Genomic DNA, 24,299 nt, shown 5'->3' on the forward strand with positions numbered 1-24,299 from the left:
GACGTGGCACCGCAATATCGTCGATCGCGCTCGACTGCTTCGCCGACGAGGTGACAGCGTTTGGGTATGACGAGCATGGGAGCGCAGCCCCACGCTATCTGTCCGAGGCCCGCCGGTGCGCGACGAAGAGAAGCCACAACACCGGTGCGCCGACGACCGCGATGATCGTCGCGAAGACCCGCAGCGCGACGACCCCCTCACCGAAGGGAGCGATCATCAGGACAATCGTGCAGACGACGGCGCCGAGCAGTCGCCAATGAGAGGCGAGGAAGCCTGCGACCACGGCCCTCATGCTGCGGGCGAGGAAGCGCACTGGCGACTGCGGCTTCGACCGCCGGGGCGGAGGCGAAGTCAGGTCCGGAGATACTGTCGTATTACTCACTGCGGCAACCAATTTCGGGGCACAGGCACCGACCGGAGGGGTCTCACCGTCTGGCTCGCATCGAAATAGGGCCATACCCACAGCGTCCGCGTACGCGACGGCCTCGTCGGTGTATCCGGAACCCGAGAAGTACAGCAGTTTTCTGGCGTGACTGGTTCCGCGGGCCCCGTACAGACTCTGGAGGTGCGACCGCCCGGCACTGCCCCCACGCCATTTCACCTGAGCGTAGGCGCGGGACGAATGGACGTCGATGCCGCCGCCCGCCCCACCGAGTAGCGCTGCCGCGTCACCGTATCCGAGCCGTTGCATCTGCTGGGCCGCGTTGACTTCCGCTTCAGCCGGTGTGCGAATGCGCGCCATGCCTCACTCCCCGTGAAGTCGAACCAGTTCTTCACTCGAAGGTACCTGCAGATCCGGAGTAGTCCACTCCCAGCCAATGCTCCGGACGCATCCGGATGATGATCCCGCCGTCATCGAACTCCTGTTCCACGAACTGATCGACCTCATCGGCGGGTACATAGCGGCGGACGAGTCGCCGAAAGTCGTCGATGGTGGGTGTCTCGTCGAACTCCGCTGAGCCTTCGACGCTGACGTACCGATACGGCGGCGTCTCGTCCTGAACGACAAGGCTGTAACGACCGGCGACCCGGATCAGTCGGTCTTTCATGGACCCGCGCCCGGTCCAGACGAACACGTCGCCACCGGGTTCGTAGCCGTACCAAATGGGCACGGCGAGCGGTGCCCGTCCGGCACGGGCGACGGCGATCACACCGACGTGCAGGGCGGCAAGGAACTTATGCCGTTCATCGCTGGTCATCATTCTCCGCTGCATGTCTGCGCTCTATCCGTTGTCCGCCGACTGCGCGGGATCGAGCATCTGGGCAAGGTGTATCGACGACTCGGTGAGTTCGAGTTGCCGCACCTGCATGTGGCAACTGAACCCGTCCGCCAGCACGACCGCCTCCTTCGGGCTCTCGCGTAGCGCCGGGGCCAGGGCCTGCTCCGCGACCCGCATACTGAGGTCGTAATGGTCGGCCTCGAATCCAAAGTTTCCTGCGACACCGCAGCATCCGGTGGCCTCCCGCACCCGGCGCACTCCGATCGCTTGCAACACCCTCCGCTGAGTGCCCGCACCGAACACCGAGTACTCGTGGCAATGGGTCTGAATGGTGACGTCCTCGGGTAATGGGACGCTCGGAGACCAGCCTGCCTCCGCTTGTTCGAGCACCGCCACTGCGAAACTCTGCACCCGTGCGGCGACGCGGCGAGCAGCGACGGTGTGGACGAGTTCGGGCAAATCCTTACGGAATGCCGCGGCGCAACTCGGCTCGAGTACGACGATGGGACGATCGCTACCGTCGTCGAGGAGTTCGACCGCCTTGGCGAGTGTCTTCACGGCCTGCTTCAGTTGACCGGTGGAGATCCAGGTGAGCCCGCAACAGACGTCGCTGCGGCACTGGGAACTGCGCCCCGCTTCGGAGAGCACCCGCGTCGCCGCCCCGATCACCTCGGGCCGGAATCCGCGCGTGAACGTGTCCGCGAGCAACACGACGTCCGCGTTGCCGTTCGCCGACGAATCCCCGACCTCCCGTCGGATCTGCTCGCGGGATGCAAACTCCGGCATCGACCGGTGCGGGGTCAGGCCCGCCGACTTGGCCGCGACCTTCGCCGGCCAGCCGGCCGTCAGCCTATTCACCACCGGGGCAGACCGTTCCGCGACCCGCAACCACACGGGCAACCAGCCGAGAGAGTAATGCGACAGCGGCCGCACCCGGCCCCGGTAATGATGGTCGAGGAACTCGGACTTGTAGGTGGCCATGTCGACTCCCACCGGGCAGTCGGTGGAACACGCCTTGCAAGACAGGCACAGGTCCAGCGATTCCTTCACGTCGTCCGACCGCCATCCATCGGCGACGGTCGGTGAATTGCGGACCATTTCCTGCAGCGCCCGGGCCCGGCCGCGGGTGGAGTCCTTCTCGTCGCCGGTCGCCCGGAAGCTGGGGCACATCACACCGCCCGTCGATGCCCGGCACCGACCCACCCCGATACAGCCCTGCACGGCATGCACGAACGGTGCCACCGGGACATCGGCGGCCAGAGTGAGATCGAAACTGGTCTGCCACGCCCGCGAATCGACACCCTCGAGCGCAAGACTGTCCAGCAACGGTTCCGGATCGACGATGCTGCCCGGGTTCAGGACGGCCGCCGGATCCCATAGCCGCTTGAACCTGGCGAACGCCGCCATCATGGTGGGGGTGTACATGATCGGCAGCAGCGACGACCGTGCCCGGCCGTCACCGTGCTCGCCCGACATCGATCCCCCAAACCGCACGCACAGTTCGGCGGCCCGGTGGATGAATCGCGACATGACGTCGCGTCCCTCCTCGGTGCGCTGATCGAAGTTGATGCGAATATGCATACACCCGGCGCCGAAGTGTCCGTACATCACACCGGTAAGGTCGAATTCGGCGAGCAGTGCCTTGATTTCGACAAGATAGTCTGCCAACTTGTCGGGTGCAACGGCGGAATCCTCCCAGCCTGTCCAAGATTCGCCGCCCTCGACCAGTCGTGCAGACAGCCCCGCGCCGTCCTCGCGCACCCGCCACAACGACGCTCGTTCCGCTGGGTCCCCGACCACACGCGAGTCGACGAGCCCGCCTGCCTCGCGCAGTTTCGACACCAGTTCGGCCCCCCGAAGTTCGACCTCCGCGAGATCCTCACCATCGAGGTCGACGTACAGCCATGCCTCGCCGTCGGGCAGTCCCATCACCGAGTCGACGCCGCGCCGGTGCCGCATGGTGTCGACGATCGCCGAGTCGATGCCCTCGATCGCGGCGGGCGCGTACTCGAGGATCACCGCGTTGTCCCGCGCGGCGTCCACAAGGTCGCGGTACCCGAGGCACAGGAGCATCGCCGCGGGGGGCACCGGTACCAGCGCGACGGTGGCGGCCACGACCACCGCGCACGTTCCCTCACTTCCCACCAAAGCCCGCGCCACATCGAATCCGTTCTCGGGCAATAGATTCGAAAGATGATACCCCGATACCTGCCGCGGAATCCGGCCCAGCTCCAGACGGAAGTCACCGCGATTCTCGCGCGTCAGTTCCCCTAGTCCGGCAGCGATCCGCTCGGCCTCCGCGACAGCGGACGCGTCGTCAGGGTCAGTAGCGCGAAGCCCGTCGCGGGTCGCGGTCAGTCGGTGCCCGCTCGCTGTCACGAGATCGAGCGCAACAACGTGATCGGATGTGCGACCGTAGCGCACGGAATGGTTGCCGCAGGCGTCGTTGCCGATCGCGCCACCGACGGTCGCACGGGATTTGCTCGACGGGTCGGGCGCGAACGTGAAGGCCCCGTCCGTCGCGAATTGCACGCCCTTCTGCAGTTCCGTGAGCACGACGCCAGGTTCCACGACGGCCGTGCGGGCAGACGCATCAACGGAGCACACCCGGTTCATGTGGCGGGAAAAGTCGAGTACCACTCCCCTGCCGATGGCATTTCCAGCGAGAGACGTACCGCCACCACGGCTGGTGACGGGAATGCCACGGTCGGTACAGGCGCGGACGATCTCCACCACTTCGCCGGGTGTGCGCGGAAACGCCACCGCCAGCGGCGGCACACGATAATTGGATGCATCGAAGGAGTACTCTGCGCGCCGCCGTGACCCCGTGTCGAGGTCGATACCCCGCGCAGTCAGTTCTGCACTCAGTCCCGCCACCGAACTCAGCCCCGTCAACTCAGCCACGCCGTCCCCCTCCACAACCGCCGACATGCACTTCGGGCTTCGGAGTGATCGCGGCCATGCCTCCATCGTCGAACCGCGCGAAGGGACTGTCAACATTCCCCGAACTGGATTCCCGCCACCCTCGTCATGCGGGATGCGGGATGCGAACAGGTCTTCTAGCACCCGCCAGAAAGTGCGATCATGGATAGAGCACGTCATAGCACCGCGACATGAATAGCACCGCGACCGACAACTTGGGAGTAGTCGATGTCCACAGCACTCACACATGCAGCGAAGGCCCAGCAGTCGGCGGAGAACGGGCGCATTTCGATCGAACCCAATCACAAGCGCATCAGGGTGTTCTTCGGAGGTCAAGCGGTCGCCGACACGACCTGTGCCGTATACCTGTTCGAGAAAGGACTCCTTCCCGTCTACTACATCCCGCGCGAAGACGTGAACTTCGACTTTCTCCGACCCATCGGCGCCACCACGACCTGCCCGTGGAAAGGGGAGGCGCGGTATTGGGATCTCTTGGTCGACGACCATTGCGCCGAACAATCGGTGTGGGGTTACGACGAACCTCTCGCAGACTCCCTTGACCTCAGCCCGTACGTCGCGTTCCAATGGAACAAGATGGATGCCTGGTACGAAGAGGATCAGCAGGTGTTCGTCCACGCCCGCGATCCATACGTCCGCGTCGACGTCCTACCGTCGTCGCGACACGTCGAGGTCTATATGGGTGACACGCTCGTGGCCGACACGGTCCGCCCGCGCCTGCTCTTCGAGACCTCATTGCCCGTGCGCTACTACATTCCCCGCATCGACGTCCGGCCCGAGTTCTTCACCAAGTCCGACACCAGAACTTCCTGCCCATACAAGGGAACTGCGTCCTACTTGTCCTTCACTGGGCCGGACGACTCGGAGGCTGTCAAAGACGCGACGTGGTACTACCCCTTCACAACCGCGGAGGCGTCGGGCATCGATGATCACCTCTCGTTCCACCCCGACCGGGTGCGGATTGTCGTCGACGGCAAGGTGTTGGAGAATTGAACGTGGGAGCTTCACGAGCCGAACTCCCGTCGAAGTTTCCGACATCCCTGAACTGGGAATTTGATGACTATGAGTAGTGAAGATGGCCCCGGCGAGACGCTGAGTCCCAGCGAAAGTTTGGACTCCGATGACGTGCGCAACAACGACGGCGACGATGTGGTCGACCCGCCGGACGGGTGGAGTGAAGCCGACAAGTTCGGGACGACGGCAAGGGAAGAGCGCGAAGGAGAATCGCTCGACGTGAAGCTGTCCGAGGAAGAGCCCGACGTCGCGTTCGAGGAACAGCTGGACGTCCCGATCGCGAATCTCTCCGACGACGAACTCTCGACGGACGTCGATCGGGTCATCGACGGCGACGACGTCGAGATCCCGGTGTTCGGCACGAAACACGCTCATGTGGTGGAGGGCGTCATTGTCGAAGACTCGCGCACCGACCGAGGCCAGATCGACGGGCCCGCGGACGACGGCGATTCGTTCTTCACGGTCCTGGACTGACCCGCCTCACTATCCTGCGCCTACACTGACTCTGTCGCGCTCGCGACAGTCACCGGAAAGGCCCAGAAATTACTCATTCTTCCGCTCCGCACGACATCTACTTCGTCCCCCCGGAGCAGGAGACCGGCGATGTCGTCGCCCACGAGTCCGCGGCCTCGCAATCGAGGTTGCGCGACCTCCCCGAGGTGGTCCGGTCCAAGGGCCGTTTCGCGCTCTCGATCACCACGGCCACACCGCACGAGGCGATGGTCGAGGATCTGCTGTTCGTCCGCGACGTCCTCGACACGGCAGGCATCGAATACCTGCTGGTGCGTGGCAACGACGAGCGCCCGGTGATCGCGGTTAACTGGTTGCTGCGCAAGGCATTGCGGACCGCGCTGGTCACGGCGTGCGAGAACCTCCCGTTCTATTCCAAGACCGTCGACGCAAAACGAGGCTCGGCTGTTCTCGTCGCCGACGGCACCCTCTCAGCAACCTCGAAGGCGCGCATCTTCCGACTCTTCCGGCCTCGCGTGCACGTGGCCGGCGGTCTCAGCTACGGGGCGTCCACCGGTGTGCAGATCGAACTGTGGTCCATCAACGACGACGAGATCGTGCTGCCTATGGAAAACTCACTGACCAGGCGCGTCGTGCGCTCGGAGGAGGCGGTCCGCGGCACCGTCGAGCGGTTCGGACGCGTGTGGCCGACCATCGAGAACATGTTCGCAGACCACGCGTCGGACATCAACTTCGACATCGACCTGGTGTTCTCGTGGGTGGACGGCTCGTCCGCGAAGTTCCAGGCGCAACGGGCCAAGCGTATGCAGAACTACGTGGTGGGCGAGGGCGACGACTCCGCCGCCCGGTTCCGGCAGATCGACGAACTCAAGTATGCGCTGCGCTCCGTCCACATGTATGCGCCGTGGATCCGTCGCATCTTCGTAGCCACCGATTCGGACCGTCCGGCCTGGCTCGCCGACGACCCGCGGGTCACGTTCATGCCCAGCGAGGAGTTTTTCGCCGACCCGTCGGTACTGCCCACTCACAACTCGCAGGCCGTGGAATGCCAACTGCACCACATCCCCGGCCTCGCCGAGCACTTCCTGTATTCGAACGACGACATGTTCTTCGGTCGCGCGGTCGGCCCGCAGATGTTCTTCTCCCCCGGCGGCGTCAGCATGTTCATCGAGGCGAACACCCGAATAGGACTGGGCCGCAACGACGAAGAGCGCAGCGGTTTCGAGAATGCGGCACGCGTCAACCGCCGGTTGCTGCAGGACCGATTCGGGCTGATGACCACCCGACACCTCGAACACGCCGCCACCCCACTTCGCAAGAGCGTCATGGAGGAGATGGAGAAGGAGTTCCCCGACGAGTTCGCCGCCACGGCCGCAAGCACTTTCCGCTCCAGCTCCAATATTTCGGTGACCAACTCGCTCTATCACTACTACGCGCTGATGAGTGGCCGCGCGGTAGTGCAGACGGCGGCGAGGGTGAAGTACGTCGACACGACGATGAAGCCGGGTCTCCGAGACATGGATTCGCTGCTCGCGAAACGGTCGATGGACTTCTTCTGCCTCAACGACGGCAGTGCCCCCGAGATCGATCTGGAGTTGCGGACGAATAGGGTGACGCAGTTCCTGGAGAACTACTTCCCGATCCCTGCACCGTGGGAGACCGGAGTCTGATCACCTCGATGCGGGTGCGCTTCCGGAGGAAACGAAGGGAATGCGTGAGATCGTGAGGGAGATTCCAGCACCTCGACAGAAGGCCCGCCATGAGCATCGACCATATCGTTCCCACCCTCGACCCGGAGATCGCGGCCATGCTGCGAAACACGCTCGCTTCGTCCCCGACCGTCACTGTCGATGGTGTCGATCTTCCCTTGCCCGTGCACGAGGCCGTACTCGAACTGCTTGCGCTTCTCGGTGAGGGCCAGAGCGTGGCGTTCGGTGCGGTCGCGGACCTGCTCACCACCTCGCAGGCTGCGGAGATCCTCGGGGTCTCGGACACGTACGTGCGCCGGTTGGCCGACTCGAACGCGCTGCCCATCGAGATGCGTGGGACGCACCGCCGTTTCCGGCTCTCCGACGTGATGGACTACCGGGGGAGGTTTCCACGTAGGCGCTGACTACATCCGGGCGGCCTCGGCGGCCCCCTCACCGGCGTCCGGTATCCGCACCCCCTCGTCTCCCAGCCGCTGCGCCGCCGCCTCCGCCGTGACGTATTCGCCGACCGTGTCGTGCGTGCCCATCGGTACCACCGAATGGACGATAGTTTCCGGATACACGTGCACGAGGTTGAATCCCTGGGCACCGTTGCGTCCCCGCTGAGCCCCGATCGGCACGTTGAGATCCTGGGTGTAACTGGTGGCCGATGCGACGGAGACGGGAATGTCCGCGAATGTCGCCGTCGTCGAATAGTGCAGGTGTCCCGCGAGAATCGACCGGACGTCGCTTCCGCGGAGTACGTCGGCGAGGCGCCACTGGTCGCGCAATTCCACCAGGACCGCCGAATCGAGCACGCACGGCACCGGCGGGTGATGCAGCGCCAGAATGGTGCCATGAGTCGCAGGAACTTCGAGACACTTTGCAAGCCAATCTAATTGGCGCCCGGAGAGCTCACCGTGGTGAAACCCCGGCACCGTCGTGTCGAGCGCTATGATGCGCAACCCGTCGACGTCGTAGGTGTGATCGACCGGCTCGTACGACGAGTCCTGCCCGAGCAGTACCGTCCGGAAGTGGCCCCGGTCGTCATGGTTGCCCATCGCCCAGATTACCTGCGCACCGAGTGACGTCGCGACCGGCTCGACGATCGCCCGAAGCTTCTCGTACGCTCCCGGCGCTCCCCTGTCGGTGAGGTCTCCGGTGAATACCAGGGCGTCCGGACGGACATTCGACGCGCGCATCTCGGCGAACAGCTGCCGCAGGGTGGCGCCGCTGTCGACGGCCCCGTAGAGCAGGTCACCGTCCACGAGGTGGGTGTCGCTGAGGTGCAGAACGACGTGTGACGGCCGCGGATACTCGGCCATCCGAACCTTGGTTGCCTCTGTGCCGCTCATCGGTCTCTCGCTTCCGCTCGTCCGAACGGCAGGCGCCCCGGGTGAACGACTGCCGATTGCCGGCCCCAGACAAGCGTAATGAGGTGACCGGTCAAGGTACAGACAACAGGCCGGTAGGTGAACGTGATCCGCTCGAAAACTCCTGAACGACGAATCAGTTTCGTGCGCGGTGCGGAGCGTGCGTCTCGGGACCGGCGGGCGGGATCATCGCCGCCAAGTTGGCCTGGGCTTCGAAGCGGGCGCTCTCGTCGCCCTCGCCCGTCCCTGCCGTGCCTCGTGCTGCGGCGAGGAACGGTCGAACCAGGTCGATTGGCATCGGGAAGACGATGGTGGAGTTGTTCTCGCCGCCCATGGCACTGAGGGTCTGCAGGTAGCGCAACTGGAGGGTGGTCGGGTTTCGGCTGATGACCTCGGCGGCTTCCGCGAGTTTGGCGGAGGCCTGGAACTCGGCTTCGGCGTTGATGATCTTGGCGCGGCGCTCGCGCTCGGCTTCTGCCTGGCGGGCGATCGCCCGTTGCATGTTGGCCGGGATCTCGACGTCCTTGATCTCGACGGTGGTGACCTTGACTCCCCACGGTTCGGTCTGCTGATCGATCACCTTCTGCAAGTCCTCGTTGAGTCGCTCACGCTCGGCCAGGAGCGCGTCGAGGTCGGCCTTTCCGAGGATCGATCTCAGCGTCGTCTGTGCGATCTGCAGTGTTGCTGCATGAAAGCTTTCGACTTCGACGATCGCACGATCTGCGTCGACCACCCGGAAGTAGGCGACGGCGGTGACCTTGGCCGGCACGTTGTCGCGGGTGATCACTTCCTGGACGGGGATTTTCAAGGTGACGGTCCGGAGGCTGACCCGCTCCATCCGGTCGATCGCCGGGATCAGCAGAACGAGTCCCGGGCCCTTCAAATCAACCAGCCGACCCAGCCGGAACACGACGGCCCGTTCGTACTCGCGCAGCACCCGAATCGCGCTGCCCGCCAACACAACAAGAAGTGTGATGATGACGCCCAGGATGACGATGATGGCGGTCATTGCGGTACCTCCCAGGGCTCGCGGCGACGCACGGTGAGGGTGAGGCCGCGGATCTGCTCGACGACGACGGCATCGCCCGCGGTCGGCGTCGCGTCATCCCCGAATTGTGTTTGGGCCTTCCACAGGCTTCCGGCCGCCTCGACCTGGCCTTGCCTGCCGGCCCAGTTGCGGACGGTAGCGTCGGACCCGATCAGAGATTGCAGCCCGGTCCGCACGGGTGCGTGTCGCGCGGTCAACGCCTTCCTCCCGCTCACGGCCGCCAGTCCCACCCCGACCACCGCAACTCCAGCGGCCGCCGGGATTGCAACCATCTGTGCCGTGTCACTGGACGTCATGAGCAGCCAGACGCCGACACCGACGAACAGTGCCCCGATCCCGGCGAGCACGCCCGCAGTCGGCACGTGTGCCTCGATGACGATCAACAGCACACCCAACACCAGCGCCAGCACGCCCAACTCGATCATTTTGCATCACCCACGATCGCGCTCCGCGAGGACTCGAGTCACATCGCACAGATACTCCGCGATCGAGTTCTCACCTCAACGGTAAGCGAGTACGTTGGCTCTCGCCACCAGCAATTTCTTCTAGTCCGCGGATGCCGTGCATGTATCGCGCCGCCGCTTGGTGAGCGGCCAGTCTTCCGGCGCACCGTTCCCGGGCATGACCAATTTGGATCATGACGGTCCCGGCAACGCTCCGGCGCCATTGACAGAGCTTGGGTCCAGCGCCGAGGAAGCCCGTTTCTACATTATTGCCGCGACACCGCGTGGGGCTGCAACGACCCTCATAGGGTACTCGTTCCCGATCGGCACGGTCGACTAGATACGTTCGGCAACAATCACTTTGACTCACAGAGCCTAAGAACAATGATCTCCCGGCTCTCCGGAAGGCCGGGGGCTGAGGAAGGTCGGGGGCTGAGGAAGGCTGGGCGGTCCGTGACCGAGTGTGAGCGGAACAGACACCTTGCGTGGAAGTGACGGAACGCACTCGCGGCACGGAGCGAAACCCACTGATCCACTGATCCACTGCGGCAAACACCCGCTAGCGCCACCGCCCGATTCGACAGCCGCCGCCTGGACCGTGACCGATTCGAGTGATTTCGAATGATACGGTCGACCGGCCTGGAGCGTCAGCGAGAACCACAGGCCCGACGCCCCTAGTGCGTATTGCCGATCATATGAGGACATTGATGGAACCGAATAAAGATGAGAAGAATGTGCGCTCGACGGGATCACACTCCGCCGATCTCGTAGACGGTAGACAGTCTCCATCCGACGGCTCGTCGGAGAAATCCGGGCCGCCGATCTCAGTAAACTGGCAGGTCTTCATCGGCTCCAGCGTCGGCATCATCGGCATCATTCTGTGGGCGATGATCAATTCGGACAACGCGGACGCCGTTATCGGCACAGGGGTGACCTGGGTCGCTCGCAACCTGGGCTGGTTCTACATCCTCCTGGTCACGGTGGTGCTCGGATTCGTCGTCTGGGCGGCGTTCTCCGCCGTCGGTAAGGTCAAGCTCGGACCCGACCACTCCAAACCGGTTTTCGGTCTGTTCTCCTGGACGGCCATGCTTTTTGCTGCCGGAATCGGCATCGATCTGATGTTCTTCTCGGTTGCCGAACCGGTCACGCAGTACCTCGAGCCGCCCACCGGAGCCGGCGAGACCACCGAGGCGGCCCAACAGGCCCTGGTGTGGACGCTGTTCCACTACGGCATCATCGGGTGGGGGCTGTATGCCCTGATGGGCCTGGCTCTGGGCTACTTCGCCTACCGTCACAACCTCCCGCTGAGCATCCGTTCGGCCCTCTACCCGATTTTCGGCAAGCGGATCAACGGCGCGCTGGGCTCCTTCGTGGACATCGCCGCACTGCTCGGTGCTATTTTCGGCCTCGCCACCAGCCTCGGTATCGGCGTTGCTCAACTCAACGTCGGGCTGAGCGATCTGATCGGCCTGCCGGAAGGCAGGCCCGCGCAGGCAGGCCTGATCGCGGTCGCGGTGATCATTGCGACGGTGTCGGCGGTGTCCGGCGTGAATCGTGGTGTGCGACGGCTCTCTGAGATCAGCGTGGTCGTAGCCATCGGTCTATTGCTGTTCGTCCTCGTCGCCGGATCCACATCGTTCCTGCTCGACGGCATGGTGCAGAACATGGGCGACTTCGTCAGCCGCTTCCCCGGCATGACGCTCGACACGTTCGCCTACGACCGGCCGGAGACCTGGCTCTCTTCATGGACGCTGTTCTTCTGGGCGTGGTGGATTGCCTGGGCACCGTTCGTGGGCCTCTTCCTCGCACGCATCTCCCGCGGCCGAACCATCCGCCAGTTCGTGCTCGGCACGCTGACCATTCCGTTCCTTTTCATCCTGGTGTGGATCTCGATCTTCGGGAACAGCGCCATCGACATCGTCCGCGGTGGCGACAGCGCGTTCGGCGAGACCGCGGTGTCATCCCCCGAGCGGGCGTTCTACTCGCTGCTCGAGCAGTATCCGGGCGCCCCGATCCTCGCGGCGATCGCAACGTTCACCGGTCTGCTGTTCTATGTCACCAGCGCCGACTCCGGCGCCCTGGTGATGTCGCACTTCAGCTCCCGCATGCACGACAACGAATCCGACGGTCCGGCATGGGTGCGAATCTTCTGGGCCTGTGCCACCGGTGTGCTGACCCTGGTGATGCTCATGATCGGCGGTATCACCACGTTGCAGAACGCAACGATCATCATGGGTCTACCATTCGCCGTCGTCATCATGTTCATCATGCTCGGCCTGTTCAAGGCCCTTCAGGTGGAGAAGAACTGGGCCGCGTCGCTGCGGACCTCGCTGCCGAACGCGCTGTCCAGCCGCGGCGCCGGCGGCACCACGTTGCCCTGGCGTCAGCGCATCGAGCGGTCCATGCGATTCCCCGGCGCCCACGCCACAGAACGTTATACAACGACGGTCGTCGGACCGGCTCTTGCCGAGGTCGCCGCCGAACTCCGAAGTCAGGGGGCCGAAGCGACGGTCGGCGAACAGGTGGTCGAGTCGAGCGGTATCCACACCTACCACCTCGATGTCCCGTTCGAGGGTGAGCGGCCGTTCCACTACCAGGTCTACCCCACCGAACACCACACACCTAGCTACGGTCAGGGCGCACAGAAGCTGGGCAAGTACTTCCGCCTCGAGGTGTTCTCGGCCGACGGCAGCAACGGATTCGACGTGTTCGGGTTCACCAAGGAACAGCTCATCGGCAACGTTCTCGACCATTACGAACGGCAACTCGAATTCCTGCACCGCAGCGAGGGCATCGAGTCCACGGCCGTCGACGGCGATCCGGTCATCGACTGGTCACACGATTTCGAGGCCCTCGACGCCACCGAACCGGTCGAGATGGGTGCGGAGCCGGAGACAAACGGCGTCAGCATCGGATCCAACGGGAGCAACGCCGAAATGGAGCACAAGTGAGCGCGAACACTTTGTTCATCGACGGCACGTGGCAGGCCGCCAAGGAAGGAGGCGTTCGAGAGATCGAGTGCCCAGCCACCCGCGAGCACGTCGGGACAGTCAGCGAAGCCAGTAGCGCCGACACCGAACTGGCCATCGCTGCCGCGCGCGCCGCGTTCGACGACGGCCGCTGGTCCAGCGTCCCCGCCGGCGAACGCGGAGCCTTCCTGCTTCGCGTGGCGCAACGCTTGCGCGAACGCAAGGCCGAGTTCGCGCGTGCCGAATCCCTCGACACCGGGAAGCGGCTCGTCGAGTCCGAGATCGACATGGACGACATCACCGCGTGCTTCGAGTACTTCGGCCGTGCGGCCGCGCAGGACGCGGGTCGTCTGGTCGATGCCGGTAGCGCCACCGTCGTCAGTCGCATCCAGTACGAGCCGGTCGGGGTGTGCGGGATGATCACCCCCTGGAACTACCCGCTGCTCCAGGCCGCGTGGAAGATCGGGCCGGCTTTGGCTACGGGCTGCACGTTCGTCCTCAAACCGGCCGAACTCACCCCGCACACCGCAATCCTGATGATGGACGTGCTCGACGAGCTAGGCCTGCCCGCGGGCGTCGCCAATCTCGTGACCGGCGCCGGCCCCGGTGCAGGCGCTCCCCTGAGCGAGCACCCGGACGTCGACCTGGTCTCGTTCACCGGTGGACTGGTGACGGGCCGGATCGTCGCCGCGGCCGCGGCCGCGACCGTCAAGAAGGTGGCGCTCGAACTGGGCGGCAAGAACCCGAACGTGATCTTCGCCGACGCCGACTTCGATGCCGCCGTCGACAATGCCCTCAACGGCGCGTTCGTCCACTCAGGACAGGTGTGCTCCGCGGGCGCCCGCATCGTGGTGCAGGAGTCGATCGCAGAGAAGTTCACCGATGCGCTCGTCGCCCGTGCGCAGCAAATCCGGATCGGTGGTCCGTTCGACGACCGCGCCGAGACCGGTCCGCTCATTTCGGCGGCGCATCGCGACAAGGTCGACGCATATGTGCAGGCCGGTGTCGCCGAGGGCGCCCGGTTGCGCTGCGGCGGTGCAAACGCCACCGGCATGTCCGGCGACACCGATCTGGACGCCGGCTACTACTATCTGCCGACCGTGCTCGACCAGGTGCGCAGCGGAATGTCCGTGGTCGTCGACGAGGCCTTCGGCCCCGTCGTCACGATCGAGACATTCACCGACGAGGACGATGCCGTACTGATCGGCAACGACACCCATTACGGCCTCGCCGGTGCGGTGTGGACTCAGGATGCCGGACGGGCGCAGCGGGTGGCGAACCGGTTGCGCCACGGCACCATCTGGATCAACGACTTCCACCCCTACCTGCCGCAGGCTGAGTGGGGCGGATTCGGCCAGTCCGGGGTGGGCCGCGAACTCGGCCCCACCGGGCTCGACGAGTACCGTGAGGCCAAGCACGTGTATCAGAACATCGCACCCGCCGTCACCGGCTGGTTCGAGAACGCATCACAGCAGGAGAACCGATGAGTGAATCGGCCGGCGACCGCACCTTCGACTACGTCGTGATCGGCGGAGGCTCGGCGGGTGCGGCCGTCGCGGCGCGACTGTCGGAGGATCCCACCATCACGGTCGCGCTCATCGAAGCCGGCCCCGACGACCGCGCCATCCCCGAGGTGCTGCAACTCGACCGGTGGATGGAACTGCTCGAATCCGGTTACGACTGGGACTATCCCGTGGAACCGCAGGAGAACGGCAACTCCTTCCTGCGGCACTCTCGAGCGAGGGTGATGGGCGGATGCTCGTCACACAACTCGTGCATCGCGTTCTGGCCCCCCGCCGAGGACATCGACGACTGGGAGTCCGCGCACGGCGCCACCGGCTGGAACAAGGACACGATGTGGCCGGTGCTCAAGCGCCTCGAGACCAACGAGGACGCAGGCCCGGACGCACCCCATCACGGTGACAGCGGCCCCGTGCATCTGATGAACGTCCCGCCCGCCGATCCTTGTGGGGTGGCGCTACTCGAGGCGTGCGAGCAGGATGGCATCCCCACCACGCAGTTCAACACCGGCAGTACTGTCATCAACGGGGCCAACTTCTTTCAGATCAACCGGCGCGCCGATGGCACCCGCTCCTCATCTTCGGTGTCATACATCCACCCGATTTCCGAGCGGGAGAACTTCACGCTGCTCACCGGTCTGCGCGCCAAGAGGCTGGTGTTCGACGGCACCCGATGTGTCGGGGTCGAGGTGGTGGACAACCAGTTCGGCAGCACCCAGCTGATCCGTGCGACGGGCGAGGTGGTGCTGTCAGCCGGTGCCATCGACTCACCGAAGCTGCTGATGCTCTCCGGCATCGGCCCCACCGTGCACCTGCGCGAGCACGGCATCGACGTCCTTGTCGACTCCCCCGGCGTCGGCGCAAACCTGCAGGACCACCCCGAGGGTGTCATCTCGTGGGAGGCATTGCAGCCCATGGTCGAATCCTCTACCCAATGGTGGGAGATCGGTGTGTTCACCACCGTCGACGACGGTCTGGACCGGCCGGACCTGATGATGCATTACGGGTCGGTGCCGTTCGACATGCACACCGTGCGGCAGGGCTACCCCACCGCGGAAAACGTCTTCTGCCTCACCCCCAACATCACGCACGCACGTTCGCGCGGCACGGTGCGCCTGCGATCGAGAGACTTCCGCGACAAGCCGCGAGTCGATCCCCGGTACTTCACGGACCCCGAGGGCTACGACATGCGGATCATGATCGCCGGAATCCGCCGGGCCCGCGAGATCGTCGCCCAGTCGGCGATGAGCGGCTGGGCCGGCAAGGAGCTGTTCCCCGGACAGGACGTGCAATCCGACGAGGAGCTGGCCGACTACATCCGCCGCACCCACAACACCGTCTACCACCCCGTCGGCACCGTGCGGATGGGGTCGGCCGGTGACAACATGTCACCCCTTGACCCGCAACTGCGTGTCAAGGGTGTGCAGGGACTACGGGTCGCCGACGCCTCTGTCTTCCCCGAACACACCACCGTCAACCCGAACATCACCGTCATGATGGTTGGCGAGCGGTGCGCAGATCTGATCAAGGCCGACCACAGCTGAGACTCTGCAGGTGAGGATCGGGAGGGTGTAGTTCGCACCCTCCCGCTCGAGCCCGGCGACTGCCCGAAACGGGCAGCCGTCGGGCTTTTCTTGATCGTCCGACACGGCGGGCAAATCCGCCGACCACGCCGTGAACATGGGCTCGAAGGGAGTCTGGTTCCGGTTGCGCGTCATCGACGGAGGACGCGCAACCGGCGGACCGCCACCCCAGGAGTCGCCATCGTGATGGGCACCAATCCCGCCATCGAGTCGGCGTGTTCTCCTCCTGAAACTATTGGTCCGAGCGCTTCTCCGGCGCTTCGTAATCCGAATCGTGTGCGGGGATCGAAGGAGCGGCCCAAATCATAGAGCCCCACGTCACCGAGGAACCCTGACGCGAGTCGTGATGCCCTGTCTCCTGACTGTGCTGCAGATCGTCCTCGCGGACCCAGTGCCGTCGGTTCCCGATCACCAAGCAACTTATCGATCGATCCCTCGGTCGGCGGACGGGGGAGTCATCGCACGCAGATACACGTATCAGCATGGCTGCGTTCCGCGCCGAGTTCTACCGGTACCTACCGCCCCGAAGTGATTCAATATTCGAACACACAGATGCCGTAATGATCTTGATACGTGCCGACATCGAGTCGGCTTCCTTTGCCAATCATGATGCGACGAAAATCTGGGTTCGATGCCAGTCGAGATACACCATGTCAGGGCGGACGGCCACATCGGGAAGCATCAGCCTGTCCGCCAAAGGCGGTTTACCGAGCGCCGCGCGCAGCGGAGCCTCGATTGTCATGTCCTGCTCGATCCCCGGGGAGTACCTCACCGTGAGATCGAGATCCACCGTGATCAGCCCCGTATCGAACGCGATGTCGTGCGTGGGGCAGGCGGTGAATCCGTTCCGTCCGTCGAGACGTTCTTTGCCAGTGCTGTCACGCCACGGCTTGATATGACTCGCAGTCAGCATCCGTGGACGCCGCTCCCCCGCGATAATTCCGCTCAATCCGCAGAACACACACCGATGCTGATGGTTCGCGAGTACGCCCTGGGCAAAGCGGTGTTGACCAATGCGCACTGTCGCGGTCAACAGCCTCTGGGTCAACTCGAGAGGAACGTCATCTTGCTCACTCGCGCGCTTTTCCAAAGTATCTTCCAACGATTTCTCGACCTCGCTCTCTACCAACTCTTCCTGCCCCACCAACAACAGTGCGCCGCCGTCTTCGATATCGAGAAAGTCGGGCAGGTGCCCATGATCGATCCCCCGCCGCCGTGCAGCACGCATGATGCGCAGATAGACATCCTGCATCATCGTGTGATCCGACAGTAGGTGCATCGCGACCTCCATCTCGTGGCGACCACCATGGCTGCGACTTCCATCCAGGTTCGCCATCTTCGCCAGAAAACTCGACGCCGGTCGCTTGAACAACCGCGCCAGATGCTGAACCGGGAATACGGCCTTGTGTGCAGTGGTACTTCCGTACTTGTGATGGTCTACGAGCAGCGAAGCGCACAGGGACAGCACTACTTCACACGGGACGAAGTTCACCTGGCGTGTGCCGGGAGGAACAGCTTTTCGCGCCAGAACAGACCTCCATTGCTCGTCCAACGACGAATCCGCCGGATCGAGAAACTCGGAAATAGTGTTCGGCACCAACGTTTCTCCTCGCAATTTCATTGGCCTGGCGTTTGGAAGCCGGTCCGCGAGTTATACGCGAATCGACACCACTTCGTCAACAGCAAGCCACCCCCTGGACCGGTCCTGACATCGTCGACCGCCCTGACCAACTGCGCTTTGATCGTTCAAAGAATCGCAGCGAGATCAAGGCTCACGAATCCAACCTCTGCCTCCGCGCAATCACGTCATCTTGCAGCCGCGTGCAACTCGGGGATCTGGGCCCTCACCAGCGGACGAACGACTCGCCGACTCTCTCAGCTCGAACATGTCGGTGCGGACCGCTAGATTCCAGTGATCAGGTCAGCGCGAGGCGCGAGTCATCGCCTCCATCTCACGAGTTCCAGGGGTGCCGATGCCCGGTTTGGACGACTTCGACTACGACCGCAGCGTGCAGCGGGCCTGGTCGGCTTTTCGACGCTTATTGTCGGACCACGTCGCGGAAATGCAGGTGGACGACCTGCTGATCCTGGATTCGACGTTCGATACCGACCGGGACGCCGTGCCGCGCTGCGTGCAGTTTCTCGCCTGGGCACCCGACACAGTGCGGTGCGAGGTGCCGTCGAACCACTTCCTCGTGGGCAACAGGTCCCTCGCTGCGGTGGAGGAGGCTCGTCTGGTCGACCTGGGATGGAATCCTCCGACCTGCACGCCGGGTGAGCCGGCCGGCAACGGCTCACCGGCATTCTGGGTAGACAAACCGGCGTCGTGGGCGGATCAACTGGCGGCGATGACGGTGATCGTGTTCCGCGAGTTGTGGGGTGTCCCCCATCCAGTCTTTCTTGCACCCAAGGCGTCCGGCACGGTCTCGACCCCTGTGTTCTCACCGCCCGGCCCGACTGCAGCGAGCAAGGAAGACCTCGACCTCTTCACCTCCGTTGTCCCGCGCGATCCCGAGCATCTGCGCGATCTCATCAGTCGAACGATCATTCCGCGCCTGAAGTTCACACCGAAGCGCGACGACGACGGTGATCTGATACTCCCGTTCGACCAGATGCTGGCCTTCATCTGGCCTGCCGAGCATGAGCCAACGATCTGCATCTCCGTGCCGTTGGTTCACGACATCACCAATCGCACGAGGGCTGCGGAACTCGTCTCCGACTTCAACAGGAAGTGGAGGTACTTCCGGCCGCTTCTGCTCAATGACCGGCTGTACGCGGTGGCCGACGTGATGGCCTGCCCATTTGTGCCGAATCACCTGCCGCAGGCGCTGAAGGCACTCGGAGACATACTCCGAGGCGTCGACGAAGACTTCGCCGAACGATTCGGTGGCCGGTCTCCGCTGTCGTCGGTGGCCTCAGCGTCGAATGGGGACGAAGTTCCGAACGAAGAAGACGAGGACGACGAGGGGTTGCCTCGTGCGCTCGTCACCTTGATGCACTTGGATCCGCACGACACCGGCGACCTGAATGCCACCGAGGTCGCCGAAATCTGCGGGAATGACCGCGATCAGATACTCGAGTTCCTTCGACTCAGTTCGGAGCAAGAGATCTCTTGGCGCATATCCGCGACCGAGGCGGACAGTCACGGCGGCCGTGAGGAAGCCGCCGCCTGTAACCATGAGGCAAACGCGTGGAATCAGACGGTCGAGTCGCTGCGAACAGCGCTACGCGTTGTCGCCCTGCCCAACGGCACACCAGGAACTCCCTCTTCGGGCTGGGCCGCGCCGCAAATGAAACTCTTCGACATCGCCTCGGAGCCAACACTGTTCGACGCCTCGCCGGATTCGTAATACCACCGAGTCGACAACGGTGTATCAGCGTTCAGTCCAGAGGTGTTCGATCGTCGATCCAGGTGATGCGATCGAATCCATAGGCGCGACACGCCTGCTGGATCGATCCGCTGATCGGGCACATTTCGGCGCGCAGTACGAACTCTCCGTGCACGTTGTACAGAGACATCACGACACCAATGCTCCCTGCGGGCATTGGGTCCAGCGGAATCTCGATCCGGCCATTCGCAAAGGTCGTCACGACCAACGTACCGCTCCACGGAACCTCGTTGCCGGCGTCCGAATACCCGTAGATGACCAGCCGTTCCAACTCTCGACACTGCCGTAGATCGATGGCGAACTTCCCACGGCCGTCATTGATTCCAAATAGTGCGGGTGCGGTGGAGTTCGGCGGTGCGGCAATCCTGCCGGAGGTGGGCGCCAGAGTCGATGAAACACCGGACCGGAGCGTGTAGGCGCATCCGAACTGCAAGTCTCCCACAGCATCCGAGCACGCAGCTTCCACAGCCAGTAGGCCCACGCCACTCTGCAACCGGGTCAGTGTGACGGTGGGCTCGTCCGGAGTCAGGATGGTGCGTTCCCCGGTGTCGGCCCGCCTACAGGGACGAGCCGAGGACGGCACGTCGACCGCGGGCGTGGAGGCAACCACGCTGTCGACAGACAGATCGAGTGCCACGTCTTCGGGAGTCGACAGATCCAGCAAGTCGCTCGTATACGTGGGCGGCTCGACCGACAAACGGTCGTCAACCTGTGGACCGTCGTTGACCGGCGGTGCGGGGTCGGCGGTTGCTCCGACCTTCGGCCGCGTACGCCGCCGAAGAAACACAAGGTCGGGACGGCCGGGCGCGCTAGTGGGATCGACGAAGCTCATACGCTGTCCCTCACAGAGGGATTTCGTAGTCATGAGCGATACCGGCTATGCCATTGGCATAGCCTTGGCCGATTACCTTGAATTTCCAACCGTTCTTGTATCGATACACCTCGCCGAGCGCCAACGCCGTCTCGTTCGACAGCAGCGGAGCAAAGTCTTCCGACCGCACGAGTTCGGCGTTGCCTGCAAGGTTGAGAACTCTCAACTCACACTTGCGTAGCTGACCAAGGGCACGGCGCCGCGCAGCACCTTCGTTGAGGTAGAGCACGACGACAAGTCGTACCACGGTGTCAGGTATCGCCGACAAGTCGATTTCGACCTGCTCCTGATCGCCCCCGAGTGCTTGCTCGAGCTGCTGAACAGACAACTCCGGAGAGTTCAGTTGATTGAAGAAGACGAAGTGATCTCCGGACAGGGCTTTCCCGTTCGCGCCACAGAGAATCGTCGCCATCACGAGATTATCGTGAAGAGGCGATTCCCCTCCCGCATCCCAACTGACACCCAGCACCAACCCGGCCAGGTCTGGGATCTCCCTGGTGAGTTCGACATTCGCTCCCCGGCGCATGACGCTCGTCATAAATCAAGGTCCGATCTTGTGAACTTTGTGCGGAGGAAGTTGCCCTGCGTCGTCAGCGCATCAACGTCGTGAGATCTGGTTGCGGCAAGGATGTCCGTGGCAGCCTCCCACAGCGAATCAACCTGCTGAAGGAGGAGTTGCCGAGGCGTATGCCCGGACCGTCCGACCGTTGCCACAGTTTGGTCGTCGAGTGCCAGATAGCTGCGCAGAGTCGTAGGAAGGTAATCGGTCGAAATCGCTCTTACCGAAATGGCGGCATGAATATCCAGGGGCCGGGCTTCAGCGGTCGCGATGACCTCCCGAAGTGTGTCGGTGACACAACGTGCTGCGACAACCGACTCGTTCGAGAGCCGTCCAGCGTTCAGGTTGATGAAGGAGACGAGTTGATGCAGATCCCGAAACAACGCCTCGGGACTATCCTCGTCTTCTTCGAGCACATCGGCCGACGGCGAACCATCCGGCTCGCCTTGACCCCTCCGAAACCACGCCATCATTCGTCAGTAGCCGATCTGTCCTGCCGCGTCGGCCGATCCACGCTGGATCCGATCGAGGTAGGGCTTTGCGCGCTCGATCTGACCTTCCAGCGCAGTCACGGTCTCTGCCATGCTGTCGACAGCCTGGGCGCGGAAAGCATCGACCGCATCCATCGTCTGGAAGACATTGTCGAAAGCTGCCTGGAGTTTCTGGACGTCGATCATGCTAGTGGCTGCCTGCTGGTTGATCTCCGCCCCCTGGATCCGCAGCTGGTTCGAGGTCGACTCGATCAGATTGGACGTCGTGGTATTCAGCGCGCTGATCTGATCGAGCACCAGCTTCTGCCGGGACAGTGCCTGAGCGACGATGATGGCCGTGCGGAGCGCAGTGATCGTGGTCGTCTGGGCGCGGTCCACACCCTTGATCAGTTCAAGGTTGTTGCGCCGCACGAGGTCCAATGCCATGTAACCCTGCACGTTGACCGTCATCTGCGTCATGAGGTCCTGACGACGCTGGCGGATCGCAAACAACGCGTCGGAACGCAAGGTGTTCGCACTCTCGGTGTTTCCGGATGCCTCGAGCTCGGCGACCTTCTGTTCGACAGCGCTCTCGAGGGCCGCGGCAAGCTGGTTGTATTCGGTCAGTTTGGCCATCATGTTCCACATGTTGGCCTTCTCCGTTTCGATGCTGGCATTGTCTTTGCGCAGCTCGTCCTGACCGGAGTCCAATGCCTTGATAATCGAGTTCAAGTGCGCCTGTGAGGATTGGTACCGGGCGAAGTATCGGTCGATTTTGTTACCGCCGGGAAGGAACCTGAGTAGCTTCTTTGCACCGCTGAGCTCGGCGCGCCCCGGATCGAGCTCGGTGACGGTATTGCGTAGATCGAGGAGTGTGTTGCTGACGCGGGTCTGCGCATCGTCGCTCTGCCGCCCTTTCGCCGCTCCTGCACCGGCAGCCGGACGATCGAGAATGCGGTTCGTCACACCCGCAGAAGCGCGCATTTCGGTGTTGCCCATCGAGGTAATCGAGTCGATCTTCTTCGCGAAGTCCGGGGATCGCATGTCCATGACCACAAGCTCATTGGCGAAGGCGGTCGCCTTTGTTCGCAACTCGACCTGCTTGCCGTCGTCGAGGGCGATCGCGTCGGCGGCTTCTTCCTGCTTGACGATCACGACGGGGGCAGGAGGGGTCAGTACGAGGGCATTGCCGGCCGAGGCCGTCGGCGTTGCGGGCGCCGAGGTGGATCCGAGGTCGAGGTCGGACATTGATTGACTCCTTGCAGGGTGTATTACAACGATCAAAGGCGCGGGAAGGGCAGTCGGCGACCACTGAACAGCCTGCCGCGCGGACCGCCCGCGGAGATTACAAGAGCGCCACGATTGCCGGTAGCAGTTCTTTGAAGGTGCGCCCAGCGGCGGGAGCACCGAGTGCCGTCATCGACCAACGGTCGCCGTCACGAGTCACCTTCGCCATGATCTGGGCGGTATGACTACCTGATCCGGTCAGCGTGTACCGGGCGATCTCCGTCTCCGTCGTCTCGTCGATCAATCGACAGAAAGCGTTCTCAATCTGCGAGAAGTCCTGGCCCGTGAAGGAATTGACCGCGAAGACAATCGTCGTGACCGAAGGATGGATGCGCTGCAAGTCAACTTTGATCGATTCGTCGTCGCCATCGCCGGCGCCGGTGCGATTGTCGCCGGTATGCAGGACCGATTTGTCCTTGCTCTGAAGCTGCTGGAACCACACCTGATCCGTCAGATTGCCCGCAGCATCGAATAGCAGCGCAGAGGCGTCCAAGTCGATCGTCTGGTTCTTCAAACCCCCGAAGATGCCTCGCTTCTTCGCGGCATCCCAGCCGAGACCCATACGCACCTGCGTCAGGGTGGCGCCGCCAGGTTTGGTCAAGGAAACCTGCTGTCCCTTGCTCAAGTTCACACTCACGCGATCAATTCTCCTCAGTGTTGTGTCGATTATCTGCGATACCGGTCTTCGCTGTACTCGGGTGATGGAGCACGAGCGCCGCAGCGACGAACGCGCCACCCATCAGTCCGATAGCCACCTCTAGGTCAGGATAGGGAATACTCAGGCAATGTTGACGCCGAAGTCACGGGCAAGTCCGGCGAGTCCGGACTCGTAACCCTGGCCAACAGCGCGGAACTTCCAGTCGCCTCCGTGGCGGTAAAGTTCGCCGAACAACATTGCCGTCTCCGTCGACGCGTCCTCTGTGAGGTCGTATCTCGTGATCTCGACGTTGTCGGCTTGATTTACCACGCGAATGTAGGCATTGCTGACCTGCCCGAACGACTGGCCCCGTTCGCGAGCGTCGTAGATCGACACGGTGATGACAATCCTGTCGACGTCCGTCGGCACAGAAATAAGATCGACCTTGATGGACTCGTCGTCTCCGTCACCGTCGCCGGTGAGATTGTCCCCCGTGTGCTCGACGGTGCCGTCGGGGCTCGTGAGGTTGCCGTAGAAGACGAAGTGTTGATCGGAGATAACCTTCCCCGATGCATTCAGAAGCAACGCGCTCGCGTCCAGGTCGAAGTCGGCCCCGCTGGTGGTGCGAGCATCCCAACCGAGGCCGACCAGCACGGCCTGCAGCCCAGGGGCTTCTTTGGTCAGAGAGACGTTCCCGCCCTTTGCCAGACTGACTCCCATGCTCATCCTCCAGTTCGTAGTGGCAAACGCGCCATGCCAGGAATGCTTCCGCGATCTTTGCGAGTGTGGAAAGAACCATAACGTGCCCGGCGCTGGA

21 protein-coding genes are annotated in these 24,299 nt (G+C 63.4%); 8 read left to right on the forward strand and 13 right to left on the reverse strand.

Annotation, left to right across the window (positions count from 1 at the left end; genetic code table 11):
* Positions 1 to 94 precede the first annotated feature (94 nt).
* The 3 genes from RM2_RS07825 to RM2_RS07835 are packed head-to-tail and all read right to left on the reverse strand — an operon-like array spanning position 95 to position 4,124.
* A complete protein-coding gene (locus RM2_RS07825; RefSeq protein WP_072688262.1) occupies positions 95 to 742 on the reverse strand; it encodes a restriction endonuclease in 648 nt (215 codons plus the stop codon).
* A 31-nt stretch (positions 743 to 773) separates the two neighbouring features.
* A complete protein-coding gene (locus RM2_RS07830) occupies positions 774 to 1,214 on the reverse strand; it encodes a pyridoxamine 5'-phosphate oxidase family protein (protein WP_072688263.1) in 441 nt (146 codons plus the stop codon).
* 9 nt (positions 1,215 to 1,223) lie between these two features.
* Positions 1,224 to 4,124 carry an FAD-binding and (Fe-S)-binding domain-containing protein gene (locus RM2_RS07835; protein WP_072688306.1) on the reverse strand — a complete coding sequence of 967 codons (2,901 nt, stop codon included), beginning with the start codon at positions 4,122 to 4,124 and terminating at the stop codon, positions 1,224 to 1,226.
* A 246-nt stretch (positions 4,125 to 4,370) separates the two neighbouring features.
* On the opposite strand from RM2_RS07835, the gene RM2_RS07840 reads away from it, so the two are divergent.
* The 4 genes from RM2_RS07840 (at position 4,371) to RM2_RS07855 (ending at position 7,758) form a co-directional block, all read left to right on the forward strand.
* Entirely contained in the window at positions 4,371 to 5,153 is a 783-nt protein-coding gene (locus RM2_RS07840) for a DUF427 domain-containing protein (RefSeq protein WP_072688264.1), read from the forward strand.
* Positions 5,154 to 5,216: 63 nt separating this feature from the next.
* Positions 5,217 to 5,648, forward strand: a complete 432-nt coding sequence (locus tag RM2_RS07845) for a hypothetical protein (RefSeq protein ID WP_084721679.1) — start codon at positions 5,217 to 5,219, stop codon at positions 5,646 to 5,648.
* A gap of 167 nt (positions 5,649 to 5,815) precedes the next feature.
* The gene (locus RM2_RS07850; RefSeq protein ID WP_174553833.1) at positions 5,816 to 7,315 is read left to right on the forward strand and encodes a stealth family protein; all 1,500 of its coding nucleotides are present in this window, start codon (positions 5,816 to 5,818) and stop codon (positions 7,313 to 7,315) included.
* 89 nt (positions 7,316 to 7,404) lie between these two features.
* Positions 7,405 to 7,758 (forward strand): helix-turn-helix domain-containing protein, encoded by a 354-nt coding sequence (locus RM2_RS07855; RefSeq protein ID WP_072688266.1) that lies wholly within the window; start codon positions 7,405 to 7,407, stop codon positions 7,756 to 7,758.
* Here the strand turns inward: RM2_RS07855 and RM2_RS07860 are convergent, their stop codons facing one another.
* The 3 genes from RM2_RS07860 to RM2_RS07870 all read right to left on the reverse strand — a co-directional run bounded on the left by RM2_RS07860 (position 7,759) and on the right by RM2_RS07870 (position 10,179).
* Positions 7,759 to 8,688, reverse strand: a complete 930-nt coding sequence (locus tag RM2_RS07860; RefSeq protein WP_072688267.1) for a phosphodiesterase — start codon at positions 8,686 to 8,688, stop codon at positions 7,759 to 7,761. It lies immediately after the preceding gene.
* Positions 8,689 to 8,842: 154 nt separating this feature from the next.
* Positions 8,843 to 9,715, reverse strand: a complete 873-nt coding sequence (locus RM2_RS07865) for a slipin family protein (RefSeq protein WP_072688268.1) — start codon at positions 9,713 to 9,715, stop codon at positions 8,843 to 8,845.
* Positions 9,712 to 10,179: an NfeD family protein gene (locus tag RM2_RS07870; RefSeq protein WP_072688269.1), complete on the reverse strand. Its 468-nt coding sequence runs from the start codon at positions 10,177 to 10,179 to the stop codon at positions 9,712 to 9,714. The genes RM2_RS07865 and RM2_RS07870 overlap by 4 nt, the downstream gene beginning before the upstream one ends.
* Before the next feature lie 725 nt (positions 10,180 to 10,904).
* On the opposite strand from RM2_RS07870, the gene betT reads away from it, so the two are divergent.
* Genes betT through RM2_RS07885 form a run of 3 tightly spaced genes read left to right on the forward strand, consistent with a single transcriptional unit; the run spans position 10,905 to position 16,230 of the window.
* Positions 10,905 to 13,148 (forward strand): choline BCCT transporter BetT, encoded by a 2,244-nt coding sequence (gene betT / locus RM2_RS07875; RefSeq protein WP_072688270.1) that lies wholly within the window; start codon positions 10,905 to 10,907, stop codon positions 13,146 to 13,148.
* Complete coding sequence (locus RM2_RS07880; protein ID WP_084721681.1) at positions 13,145 to 14,653, forward strand: aldehyde dehydrogenase family protein; 1,509 nt, start codon at positions 13,145 to 13,147, stop codon at positions 14,651 to 14,653. The genes betT and RM2_RS07880 overlap by 4 nt, the downstream gene beginning before the upstream one ends.
* The gene (locus RM2_RS07885) at positions 14,650 to 16,230 is read left to right on the forward strand and encodes a GMC family oxidoreductase (RefSeq protein WP_072688272.1); all 1,581 of its coding nucleotides are present in this window, start codon (positions 14,650 to 14,652) and stop codon (positions 16,228 to 16,230) included. The genes RM2_RS07880 and RM2_RS07885 overlap by 4 nt, the downstream gene beginning before the upstream one ends.
* 643 nt (positions 16,231 to 16,873) lie before the next feature.
* On the opposite strand, the gene RM2_RS23380 is transcribed toward RM2_RS07885, so the two are convergent.
* Positions 16,874 to 17,866 (reverse strand): HNH endonuclease, encoded by a 993-nt coding sequence (locus tag RM2_RS23380; protein WP_245813770.1) that lies wholly within the window; start codon positions 17,864 to 17,866, stop codon positions 16,874 to 16,876.
* A 376-nt stretch (positions 17,867 to 18,242) separates the two neighbouring features.
* On the opposite strand from RM2_RS23380, the gene RM2_RS07900 reads away from it, so the two are divergent.
* Complete coding sequence (locus RM2_RS07900) at positions 18,243 to 19,619, forward strand: TY-Chap domain-containing protein (protein WP_072688275.1); 1,377 nt, start codon at positions 18,243 to 18,245, stop codon at positions 19,617 to 19,619.
* Between the two features lie 31 nt (positions 19,620 to 19,650).
* On the opposite strand, the gene RM2_RS07905 is transcribed toward RM2_RS07900, so the two are convergent.
* The 6 genes from RM2_RS07905 to RM2_RS07930 all read right to left on the reverse strand — a co-directional run bounded on the left by RM2_RS07905 (position 19,651) and on the right by RM2_RS07930 (position 24,202).
* Positions 19,651 to 20,490, reverse strand: a complete 840-nt coding sequence (locus tag RM2_RS07905) for a hypothetical protein (protein ID WP_072688276.1) — start codon at positions 20,488 to 20,490, stop codon at positions 19,651 to 19,653.
* A 10-nt stretch (positions 20,491 to 20,500) separates the two neighbouring features.
* Positions 20,501 to 21,067, reverse strand: a complete 567-nt coding sequence (locus tag RM2_RS07910) for a TerD family protein (RefSeq protein ID WP_072688277.1) — start codon at positions 21,065 to 21,067, stop codon at positions 20,501 to 20,503.
* Positions 21,064 to 21,504, reverse strand: a complete 441-nt coding sequence (locus tag RM2_RS07915) for a hypothetical protein (protein WP_169846686.1) — start codon at positions 21,502 to 21,504, stop codon at positions 21,064 to 21,066. Before RM2_RS07915 ends, RM2_RS07910 begins: the two co-directional genes overlap by 4 nt.
* Before the next feature lie 60 nt (positions 21,505 to 21,564).
* The gene (locus tag RM2_RS07920; RefSeq protein WP_072688279.1) at positions 21,565 to 22,806 is read right to left on the reverse strand and encodes a toxic anion resistance protein; all 1,242 of its coding nucleotides are present in this window, start codon (positions 22,804 to 22,806) and stop codon (positions 21,565 to 21,567) included.
* A 97-nt stretch (positions 22,807 to 22,903) separates the two neighbouring features.
* Positions 22,904 to 23,482, reverse strand: a complete 579-nt coding sequence (locus tag RM2_RS07925) for a TerD family protein (RefSeq protein ID WP_072688280.1) — start codon at positions 23,480 to 23,482, stop codon at positions 22,904 to 22,906.
* 141 nt (positions 23,483 to 23,623) lie between these two features.
* The gene (locus tag RM2_RS07930) at positions 23,624 to 24,202 is read right to left on the reverse strand and encodes a TerD family protein (RefSeq protein ID WP_072688281.1); all 579 of its coding nucleotides are present in this window, start codon (positions 24,200 to 24,202) and stop codon (positions 23,624 to 23,626) included.
* Positions 24,203 to 24,299 lie beyond the last annotated feature (97 nt).

The organism is Rhodococcus marinonascens NBRC 14363, assembly GCF_001894885.1.
Taxonomy (GTDB): Bacteria; Actinomycetota; Actinomycetes; order Mycobacteriales; family Mycobacteriaceae; genus Rhodococcus_F; species Rhodococcus_F marinonascens.

Bases quoted from the DNA above. Each gene is read 5' to 3' on its own strand.
- RM2_RS07840 (WP_072688264.1), top strand. From the start codon at position 4,371: ATGTCCACAGCACTCACACATGCAGCGAAGGCCCAGCAGTCGGCGGAG.
- RM2_RS07900 (WP_072688275.1), top strand. From the start codon at position 18,243: ATGCCCGGTTTGGACGACTTCGACTACGACCGCAGCGTGCAGCGGGCC.
- RM2_RS07870 (WP_072688269.1), bottom strand. From the start codon at position 10,179: ATGATCGAGTTGGGCGTGCTGGCGCTGGTGTTGGGTGTGCTGTTGATC.
- RM2_RS07825 (WP_072688262.1), bottom strand. From the start codon at position 742: ATGGCGCGCATTCGCACACCGGCTGAAGCGGAAGTCAACGCGGCCCAG.
- RM2_RS07830 (WP_072688263.1), bottom strand. From the start codon at position 1,214: ATGCAGCGGAGAATGATGACCAGCGATGAACGGCATAAGTTCCTTGCC.
- RM2_RS07910 (WP_072688277.1), bottom strand. From the start codon at position 21,067: ATGACGAGCGTCATGCGCCGGGGAGCGAATGTCGAACTCACCAGGGAG.
- RM2_RS07905 (WP_072688276.1), bottom strand. From the start codon at position 20,490: ATGAGCTTCGTCGATCCCACTAGCGCGCCCGGCCGTCCCGACCTTGTG.
- RM2_RS07920 (WP_072688279.1), bottom strand. From the start codon at position 22,806: ATGTCCGACCTCGACCTCGGATCCACCTCGGCGCCCGCAACGCCGACG.
- RM2_RS07885 (WP_072688272.1), top strand. From the start codon at position 14,650: ATGAGTGAATCGGCCGGCGACCGCACCTTCGACTACGTCGTGATCGGC.
- RM2_RS07865 (WP_072688268.1), bottom strand. From the start codon at position 9,715: ATGACCGCCATCATCGTCATCCTGGGCGTCATCATCACACTTCTTGTT.
- RM2_RS07845 (WP_084721679.1), top strand. From the start codon at position 5,217: ATGACTATGAGTAGTGAAGATGGCCCCGGCGAGACGCTGAGTCCCAGC.
- betT (WP_072688270.1), top strand. From the start codon at position 10,905: ATGGAACCGAATAAAGATGAGAAGAATGTGCGCTCGACGGGATCACAC.
- RM2_RS07930 (WP_072688281.1), bottom strand. From the start codon at position 24,202: ATGGGAGTCAGTCTGGCAAAGGGCGGGAACGTCTCTCTGACCAAAGAA.
- RM2_RS07860 (WP_072688267.1), bottom strand. From the start codon at position 8,688: ATGAGCGGCACAGAGGCAACCAAGGTTCGGATGGCCGAGTATCCGCGG.
- RM2_RS07855 (WP_072688266.1), top strand. From the start codon at position 7,405: ATGAGCATCGACCATATCGTTCCCACCCTCGACCCGGAGATCGCGGCC.